The organism is Nocardia wallacei (genome assembly GCF_029869545.1).
Classification (GTDB): domain Bacteria; phylum Actinomycetota; class Actinomycetes; order Mycobacteriales; family Mycobacteriaceae; genus Nocardia; species Nocardia wallacei_A.
Map to the genome: position 1 here is coordinate 19,979 of NZ_JARWQD010000145.1, position 8,306 is coordinate 28,284.

At 69.7% G+C, this 8,306-nt stretch carries 8 protein-coding genes and 1 pseudogene; 7 read left to right on the forward strand and 2 right to left on the reverse strand.

Translation table 11 applies throughout. The annotated features are described in order from the left end of the window. Positions 1-47: 47 nt before the first annotated feature. The gene (locus QH290_RS11680; RefSeq protein ID WP_280382845.1) at positions 48-1,535 is read right to left on the reverse strand and encodes a sugar transferase; all 1,488 of its coding nucleotides are present in this window, start codon (positions 1,533-1,535) and stop codon (positions 48-50) included. Positions 1,536-1,966: 431 nt separating this feature from the next. Here QH290_RS11680 and QH290_RS11685 point away from each other — a divergent pair, with 431 nt between their 5' ends. The 7 genes from QH290_RS11685 to QH290_RS11715 all read left to right on the forward strand — a co-directional run bounded on the left by QH290_RS11685 (position 1,967) and on the right by QH290_RS11715 (position 8,062). Then, entirely contained in the window at positions 1,967-3,205 is a 1,239-nt protein-coding gene (locus tag QH290_RS11685) for a class I SAM-dependent methyltransferase (protein WP_280382846.1), read from the forward strand. After that, positions 3,202-3,996: a glycosyltransferase family protein gene (locus tag QH290_RS11690; RefSeq protein ID WP_280263989.1), complete on the forward strand. Its 795-nt coding sequence runs from the start codon at positions 3,202-3,204 to the stop codon at positions 3,994-3,996. The genes QH290_RS11685 and QH290_RS11690 overlap by 4 nt, the downstream gene beginning before the upstream one ends. Continuing rightward, positions 3,990-4,637 carry a PIG-L deacetylase family protein gene (locus QH290_RS11695; RefSeq protein WP_280382847.1) on the forward strand — a complete coding sequence of 216 codons (648 nt, stop codon included), beginning with the start codon at positions 3,990-3,992 and terminating at the stop codon, positions 4,635-4,637. Before QH290_RS11690 ends, QH290_RS11695 begins: the two co-directional genes overlap by 7 nt. Positions 4,638-4,639: 2 nt before the next feature. Continuing rightward, positions 4,640-5,668, forward strand: a complete 1,029-nt coding sequence (locus tag QH290_RS11700; protein WP_280382848.1) for an NAD-dependent epimerase/dehydratase family protein — start codon at positions 4,640-4,642, stop codon at positions 5,666-5,668. A 4-nt stretch (positions 5,669-5,672) separates the two neighbouring features. After that, entirely contained in the window at positions 5,673-6,239 is a 567-nt protein-coding gene (gene rfbC / locus QH290_RS11705; RefSeq protein ID WP_280263995.1) for a dTDP-4-dehydrorhamnose 3,5-epimerase, read from the forward strand. Continuing rightward, positions 6,236-7,321, forward strand: coding sequence for a transferase (locus QH290_RS11710; protein ID WP_280382849.1), 1,086 nt, complete (start codon positions 6,236-6,238; stop codon positions 7,319-7,321). Before rfbC ends, QH290_RS11710 begins: the two co-directional genes overlap by 4 nt. Before the next feature lie 114 nt (positions 7,322-7,435). Next, entirely contained in the window at positions 7,436-8,062 is a 627-nt protein-coding gene (locus tag QH290_RS11715; RefSeq protein ID WP_280382850.1) for an MspA family porin, read from the forward strand. Between the two features lie 2 nt (positions 8,063-8,064). On the opposite strand, the pseudogene QH290_RS11720 reads toward QH290_RS11715, so the two are convergent. Continuing rightward, positions 8,065-8,306: pseudogene (locus tag QH290_RS11720) on the reverse strand (glycosyltransferase family 2 protein); the annotation flags it as partial.

Consider the following 8,306-nt stretch of genomic DNA (forward strand, 5'->3'; position numbering starts at 1 on the left):
CACCACATCCGATTTGTGAACACCCTTTACTAAATGATGTTCACATTTCAGTACGCGCCGTCGCCGCGCGTGACCGCGCCCATCGTGCGGGCGATCAGCAGCAGGTCGAGAACCATCGACCAGTTCTCCACGTAGGACAGGTCCAGGCGGATGGCGTCCTCGATCGACAGGTCCGAGCGGCCGCTGACCTGCCACAGGCCCGTCACTCCGGGTTTGACCAGCAGCCGTCGGCGCATCGTGCCGTCGTAGCTGTCGACCTCCCGGCGCACCTGCGGGCGCGGACCGACCACGCTCATATCGCCGCGCAGCACGTTGAAGAACTGCGGCAGCTCGTCGAGGGAGTACTTGCGGATCACCCGGCCCACCGGGGTCACCCGCGGGTCCTCTCGCATCTTGAAATATAACGGGTTCCCGCCGTCGGCGGCGATCAGATCGGCGGCGCGCGCCTCGGCGTCGGCGTACATGCTCCGGAACTTCATCATGCGGAACGGCTTGCCGCCCCGGCCGATTCGCTCCGACAGGTAGAACACCGGCCCGGGACTGGTGATCTTCACCGCGAGGGCGATGGCGATCAGCACCGGCGCGATGGCCAGCAGCGCGGCCCCGGCGAAGCAGCAGTCGAACACCGCCTTGCCGATCGACTTGGCGCGGTCGTACTGCGGCTTCTCCACGTGCAGCATCGGCATATCGGCCACCAGCCGGTGCGTCAGCCGGGTTCCGGCGATATCGACCAGGCCGGGGGCGACGATCAGCTCGACACCCGGCGAATCCAGTTCCCAGGCCAGGCGCCGGAAGTCGGACGGGCCGAGGTTGTCGGTGGCGGTGACGGCGACGGTGTCCGCACCGGTGGCTCGCACCGCGTCGAGAACCGAGCGGTCGTCTCCCACAACGGGAATCGTGCGTCCGGCGACCTCGAGATCGGGGGTGTCGCCGTCGGGAGTGCAGACGCCGACCACGTGATAGCCCGACGACGGATCGCGGGAGAATGCCGCGACCATGGCGGCCGCGGCGCCGCGGCTGCCCACCACCAGGACCCGGACCGCGTACCGCCCGCTCAGGCGGTGCCCGGCCACCCAGCGCCGCCACAGCCGCCGCTGCACCATCAGGCCCGCCAGCCCGAGCGGCAGGGCGATCGCGAGATATCCGCGCGCGATATCGAAGCGGAAGATCAGCGACAGCATGGCGATCACGCCGAACAGCCGCAGCGTCGCGGCCACCAATCGCCGGTATTCCTCTGTGCCACTGCCGATTACGCGCGGCGAGCGGGCACCGGCGGCGGCCAGGAACGCCGCCCACACCAGCCCCAGCAGGATGGACACCACCGTGTAGCGCACCTCCAGCGGCAGCGTGCTGGCCAGCGGCGGGTCGACCGGGCCGCCGAAGCGGATCACCTGCGCGGTGGCGACCGCGAGGCCGACCACCACCAGATCGCCCACCCACAGTCGGCGCGCGTATTCGAGCTGCCAGCGTTCTCGTTCGGACCGCGGTGTCCCCGATGCGCGCGTGGCCGCACCGGCTCGAAGTTCGAAATTCATGAATGAATACACCTCCCCCACACCGTGGCAATCCCGATGGGTTCGACGGTGTTTCGCCGTTCCGAAGACGAATGTTACTGGGCCGATCTTCGGTGCGCGCGCCGAATTCCCAGCGGCACAGAATATCTCGACGGTAGCCGGAAACATGGCAACCGGTTTGCTGTTGAATCCCCTGGTCTTCCCGCCAGTCCCGGCGCGGACCGGTGCGGCTGCGGCCGCACGATCAGCAGTACCCCTATTTCGCAAGAGTCGTTCGGAAGTTTTCCGGGGACTTTCTCCGGCTGGCACGAAACCGACCGGAATTCACGTGGCACGACGGCCGAAAATCGGGGGAATCGTGTTGTAACGTAAGGCTCGTCGATGCCGACCTGATGATCGTCCCGGCATTTTTCGCCGGGCACCCGGTCCCGGCGAGAGGTGGGGAATTCTTCGTGCGATGCCGCCTGTGTGATTCCGGCCGGCTGGCCAGCGTGCTCGATCTGGGCGCCACGCCGCCGTGCGAGAAATTCCTGACCGCCGCGGAACTCGATCTTCCCGAGGCGACCTATCCGCTGCATCTGCGACTGTGCGAGGACTGCCTGCTGCTGCAGATCCCGGCGCTGATCACCCCGGAGGAGACCTTCACCGAGTACGCCTACTACTCCTCCTACTCCGACAGCTGGGTGCGCCACGCCAACGCCTTTGTCGCCCAAGCGATCCGCCAGCTCGGGCTGGGCCCGGAATCGTTGATCGTGGAGGTCGCCAGCAACGACGGCTACCTGCTGCGGCACGCGGTCGCGGCGGGGGTGGGCACGCTGGGCATCGAACCCTCGGTCAACGTCGGCGCCGCGGCGCGCACGCACGGCGTACCGACGGTCACCGCATTCCTCGACGAGGAGCTGGCGGCGAAGATCCGCGCCGAGCACGGCGCCGCCGACCTGGTGGTGGCCAACAACGTCTACGCGCACGTGCCGGACCTGCTCGGGTTCACGCGGTCGCTGCGCGCGCTGGTGGCCGACGACGGGTGGGTCTCCGTCGAGGTGCACCACGCGCTGAACCTGGTGCGGCTCGGCCAGTTCGACACCATCTACCACGAGCACTTCCAGTACTACACGCTGCTGTCGGCCCAGCGCGCGCTCGCCACCGGCGGCCTCACGGTCGTCGACGTCGAGCAATTGCCCACCCACGGCGGATCGCTGCGGCTGTGGGCACGGCCGCTACCCGACGCCACCCCCACCGCCCGCGTCCAACGCCTGCTCCAGACCGAGCGCCAGGCCGGATTGCACTGTGCGGCAGGGTATTCCGGTCTCCGCCCGCGCGCGGAGCAGGTGCGCCACGAGCTGTTGCGGTTCCTGCTGGACTGCCGCGCCGCGGGCCGCCGCGTGGCCGGATACGGCGCCCCGGGCAAGGGCAACACGCTGCTGAACTACTGCGGCATCCGCCCGGATCTGCTGTCCTACACCGTCGATCGCAACCCGTACAAGCACGGCCGCTACACCCCCGGCACGCGCATCCCGATCCATCCGACCGAGCGCCTCGACGCCGACCGGCCGGAGGTCGTGGTCGCGCTGCCGTGGAATCTCGAGACCGAGATCACCGCACAGCTGCGACATCTCGCCGACTGGGGCGCGGAACTGGTGTATCCACTGCCCATCCTGCACCACGCCGATCTATCCGGGGGCCGGAGATGAAGGTTGTTCTGTTCTGTGGCGGTTACGGCATGCGCATGCGCGGCGGCTCCGGAGATCCGGTGCCCAAGCCCATGCAGATGGTCGGGCCACGGCCGCTGATCTGGCACGTCATGCGCTACTACGCGCACTTCGGGCACAAGGACTTCATCCTGTGCCTGGGATACGGTGCGGCCCATATCAAGAACTACTTCCTGACCTACGAGGAGTCGGCGTCCAACGACTTCGTCATCCGGGGCGGACAGGTCGAGCTGCTGGGGTCCGACATCAGCGACTGGACCATCACGTTCGTCGACACGGGTGTCGAGTCCGCGATCGGCGAACGGCTACGCCGGGTGCGCGGGCACCTGGCCGGTGAACGGTACTTCCTGGCCAACTACGCCGACGTCCTCACCGACGCGCCGCTGGACGAGATGATCGACAAGTGCACGGCGTCGGGGGCCGCGGCGTCGATGATGATCGTCCCGCCGCAGTCGTCGTTCCACTGCGTGGATGTCAACGATGCCGGTGAGGTCGAGCGGATCACCCCGGTGTCGCGGCTGCAGATCTGGGAGAACGGCGGCTTTTTCGTGCTCACCCAGGAGATCTTCGACCTGCTCCCGCCCGGCGGCGACCTGGTGGAGGACGCGTGCGGCGCGCTGGCCGCACAGCATCGGCTGTTCGGCTACCAGCACCTGGGGTTCTGGAAACCGGCCGACACGTTCAAGGAGCGCGCCGAACTCGACGCCGCCTATCACGTCGGCGACCGGCCGTGGATGGTGTGGGAGCACGGCGTGAAGGACGCGGCATGCTGAGGCTGGCCGCGCACGTCCGCGAGATCGCGTTGCTGGCCGCGCACTGCGACGACCTCCCCCTCGGCGCGGGCGGCACCCTGCTCACGCTCGCCGAATCCGTTGCCGGACTGCGGGTCCGGGCGCTGGTGCTGTGCGGCGGTGGCGGTGTGCGGGCCGCCGAGGAGCGCGCGGCACTCGAATCCTTCTGCCCGGACGCCGATGTGCGCCTGACGGTGCTGGACCTGCCCGACGGACGCACGCCCGCGCACTGGAATGCGGTCAAGACCGCCGTCGCGCGACTGCGCCGCGAGGGCGAGCCCGATCTCGTGTTCGCCCCCCAGCGCGGTGACGCCCACCAGGACCACCGCCTGCTGGCGGAGTTGGTGCCCACCGAGTTCCGCGACCACCTGGTGCTCGGCTACGAGATCCTCAAGTGGGAGACCGATACGCCGCGGCCCACCGTGTACGTCCCGCTCACCACGAAGATCGCCCGGCGCAAGGCCGAGCTGCTCGTCGAACACTATCCCTCGCAACGGGATCGGGACTGGTTCGACGAGCACGCCTTCCTCGGCCTGTCCCGGCTGCGCGGCGTCCAGTGCCGCACCGGACATGCCGAGGGCTTCGTGATCGACAAGGCCACAGTCGTTTTCGGAGGTGTGTGACCATGCGCGTGCTCGTCACCGGGCATCAAGGGTACCTGGGGACCGTCATGGTCCCGGTGCTGCGATCCGCCGGACATCAGGTCGTGGGCCTGGACGTCGGCTACTACGCCGACTGCGTGCTGGGCGCCCTGCCCGCCGATCCCTCGGGAATCGTCACCGATCTGCGCGATGTGACCGCCGAGCAGCTGACCGGGTTCGATGCCGTGATCCACCTGGCGGCGCTGTCGAACGATCCGCTGGGCGCGCTGGCACCGCGGATCACCTTCGACATCAACTATCACGCCTCGGTGCGGCTGGCCCGGCTGGCCAAGGCCGCCGGGGTGCACCGCTTCCTGTACGCGTCGACGTGTTCGGTCTACGGCGCGGCCGGTGCCGAACTCGTCGGCGAGCGCGCGCCGCTGCGGCCGCTCACGCCCTATGCCGAGAGCAAGGTGCGCGTGGAGGCCGCCGTGGCCGCGCTCGCCGACAGCGGCTTCTGCCCGGTATTCCTGCGCAATGCCACCGCCTTCGGCTTCTCGCCGCGGCTGCGCGCCGATATCGTGCTGAACAACCTCGTCGGCTACGCCGTGCTCACCGGGGAGGTGCGGGTGCTCTCCGACGGCACCCCGTGGCGGCCGCTGGTGCACGCCGCCGATATCGCGGCGGCGTTCGCGCTGTGCCTGACCGCACCGGCCGAGCGAATCTCCGGCCGGGCTTACAACATCGGCGACGAATCCAACAATCTCACCGTCGCCGAGATCGCGCAGGCCGTGGCGGCGGCGGTGCCGCGATCGCGGCTGGTGATCACGGGTGAGACCGGCGCCGACCCGCGTTCCTACCGGGTCGACTTCGCCAGGGCGCGAGCGGAATTGGGCTTTTCGGCGCGCTGGAGCGTGGCCGACGGCGCCGTCGAGCTGTATCGCGAGTATGTGGCGCGCGGCCTCACCGCCGCCGACTTCTCCGACAGGTTCACCCGGCTGGCGCGCCTGCGCGCCCTGCGGGACGCGGGGGTGCTGGACGAGAGCCTGCGCCGCGTGCGGATCGGGGCGTGAGGCCGTGCGCATCGAGGGCACCGAACTGGCCGATGTGCTGGTGCTGTTACCCGATCCGTTCCGCGACGACCGCGGGTTTTTCACCCGCACCTTCGATGCCGCGGAGTTCGACGCCCGGCTGGGCGTGCGCGGCGCGGCAGCGTCGTTCGTGCAGGATTCGCAGTCGCGGTCGGTGCGCGGCGTGGTGCGCGGGCTGCACGGCCGGGCCGGGCGGGGTGAGGCGAAACTGGTGCGCTGCGCCCACGGCGCCGTCCACGACGTCCTGATCGACATCCGCCGCGCCTCGCCGACATTCGGCCACCGGCAGCAATTCCTGTTGGACGACAACGACTTCCGGAACCTGTACGTACCGCCCGGCTTTCTGCACGGCTTCCAGGCCCTGACCGAGACCGCCGACGTGTGCTACCGGATCGACCGCCCGCACGACCCGGCCGAGGATCTCGCCGTCGCCTTCGACGATCCGGACCTGGCCATACCGTGGCCGCGTCCCGTCACCGCGGTCTCGGACCGGGACCGCGAGGCCGGGAGTTGGGCCGCGCTCCGGGCCACGCTCGAGGACGGCGGGCGATGAGCGCCCTCGGCTGCCGCGCCTGTGGCGGCACGACGCTCGCCCGGGTGCTCGATCTCGGGAAGGTCCCGGCCGCCAACCACTTCCCGGTCGTCGACGAGCCGGTCGGCGCGGATCCCCTGCACGCCCTGTCGATGGATTGGTGCCGCGGCTGCGGTCTGGCCCAGCTGGCCGACGACGACACCGCGGTCGCCGAGCCGCGCGGGCTGGAGCCCCAGGCGCTGCGCGACCAGGCCGCCGCGGCCGTGGCCCGGGTCGCCCGCGACGGCTGGCTGTCCGGGGGCACGGCGCGGGAGTTCGGCAGCCCGCACGGCGGCACCTGGCTGCCGCTGCTGGCCGCGCACGGATTCTCCGAAATCCATTCCCGGCCCGCCCATGTCGTGCTCGACAGCTTCGGGCTCATGCACGAACCGGACCAGCGCGCCGCGATCGCCGACCGCGCGGCCGCCACCCGCCGCGACGGCGTGCTGCTGCTGCAGTTCCACTCGCTGCGCACGATCGTGCAGCGGCAACAGTGGAATGCGTTGCGGCACGGCCACTTCGCCTACTACTCACTCACCGCGCTGCGGCACCTGCTCGGCACGGCCGGGCTGCATCCGGTCACCGCGTGGGAGTTCGATCTGTACGGCGGCACGGTGCTCGTCGCCGCCGTGCCCCGGCCCACCGAACCCGGCGAGCCGGTGCGCGGCATCCTCGACGCCGAGCGCGACCTCGCCGATCCGGCGGCGCTCGGGCCGCTGCAGGAGGCCGCCGACAAGGATGTGCGAGATCTGCGGGTATGGCTGGAATACGAAGCCGCGCAGGACAATCGGATCTACGCCTACGGCGCCGCCTCCCGCGCCGTGGCGCTGTTCGCCCGCGCCGGGCTGGACCGCCGCCTGCTGGCCGGGGTCGCCGACGCCTCCCCCGCCAAACACGGCCGCCGCATGCCCGGCACCGATATCCCCATCATCACTGCGGCCCAGCTCGTCGCGGCGCGGCCGCATCGGATCCTGCTCACGCTGCCCGACCTGCTCCCCGAGGTGCAGGCCCGGCTGCCCGCGCTCAACGGCCGGTGGGTCGTGCAGGTTCCGCAACCGCCATAGACCGCGGCGGAAGGATCCGGCAGCCGCCGGGCAACGAATCACAGGGCAATACGACTGTGTCCGTAGGGGTTACGGCGCAACCAGATAGACCTGATGAGGGAAGCAGGGGAAATCATGAGGGGTAGATCTCGGCGTGCCGTCGCACGCCATACCGCCGCCGCGGCGGCCGTCACGCTCGCCGTGGCACTGGCCGGTGGCACCGCGGGTGCCGGAGTCGACAGCGTCACCAGCATCGTCGATCGCGGTGACCGCACCGTGGAGGCCATCCAGTCCGACACCCGCATCGACTTCGTGCCGCCACTGGACGGAAATCCGCTCAGCCGCGAGTGGTTCCACCACGGCCGGGCGAGCTACCACGTCGCCGGTCCCGACGCCGACGACTGGCAGGGGCACATCACGATCGGCTACATGGTCGGCTATCCGGCCACGTTCAATGGCAAGATCAAATTCCAGTACTACACGCCCGGGCTCGGCGTCGAGCTCGGCAATGAGCCGAAACTTCAAGTATTCGACCTGATTCCGCAGCTCGGTGTCGAGCTCGAGGTGGGCTTCGGCCCGGGAATCCAGACCGTCGAGTGCGCGGGCGGCGATATCTTCGGCCGCGACGGCTTCATCCAGATGTCGGGCTTCCACGGCTCGGTGACCGGTGTCCTCGGCCAGACCACGATCCGCCCGTTCGTGAAGGTGGTCAGCGGCGCCGGTGACACGGTGATCACCTACGGCCCGCTCTGGACGATCTGACCTCAGCGCAGCAGCTCCGGACGGCGGCGCACCGTCGCCACCGTCCGGACCCGCAGCCGATCCGCCGCCTGCCGCACCAGGCGCAGGTCGCCCGCCAGCACATCGGCCCGCGGGATCAGGTCCGGGTATTCGCGGCCCAGCCGATGGTGGAAGCGTGCCATCTCCGTCAGCTTGGACACCGTCGAGGTGCGGCTGCACAGGTTGAACGACGAATTGCGCCAGGCCGCGGCCATCTCCGGCATCC

Excerpts from the sequence above, each read along its gene's own strand:
- QH290_RS11695 (WP_280382847.1), top strand. The coding sequence starts at position 3,990 with ATGCTGAGGCTGGCCGCGCACGTCCGCGAGATCGCGTTGCTGGCCGCG.
- QH290_RS11715 (WP_280382850.1), top strand. The coding sequence starts at position 7,436 with ATGAGGGGTAGATCTCGGCGTGCCGTCGCACGCCATACCGCCGCCGCG.
- QH290_RS11680 (WP_280382845.1), bottom strand. The coding sequence starts at position 1,535 with ATGAATTTCGAACTTCGAGCCGGTGCGGCCACGCGCGCATCGGGGACA.
- QH290_RS11690 (WP_280263989.1), top strand. The coding sequence starts at position 3,202 with ATGAAGGTTGTTCTGTTCTGTGGCGGTTACGGCATGCGCATGCGCGGC.
- QH290_RS11700 (WP_280382848.1), top strand. The coding sequence starts at position 4,640 with ATGCGCGTGCTCGTCACCGGGCATCAAGGGTACCTGGGGACCGTCATG.
- QH290_RS11710 (WP_280382849.1), top strand. The coding sequence starts at position 6,236 with ATGAGCGCCCTCGGCTGCCGCGCCTGTGGCGGCACGACGCTCGCCCGG.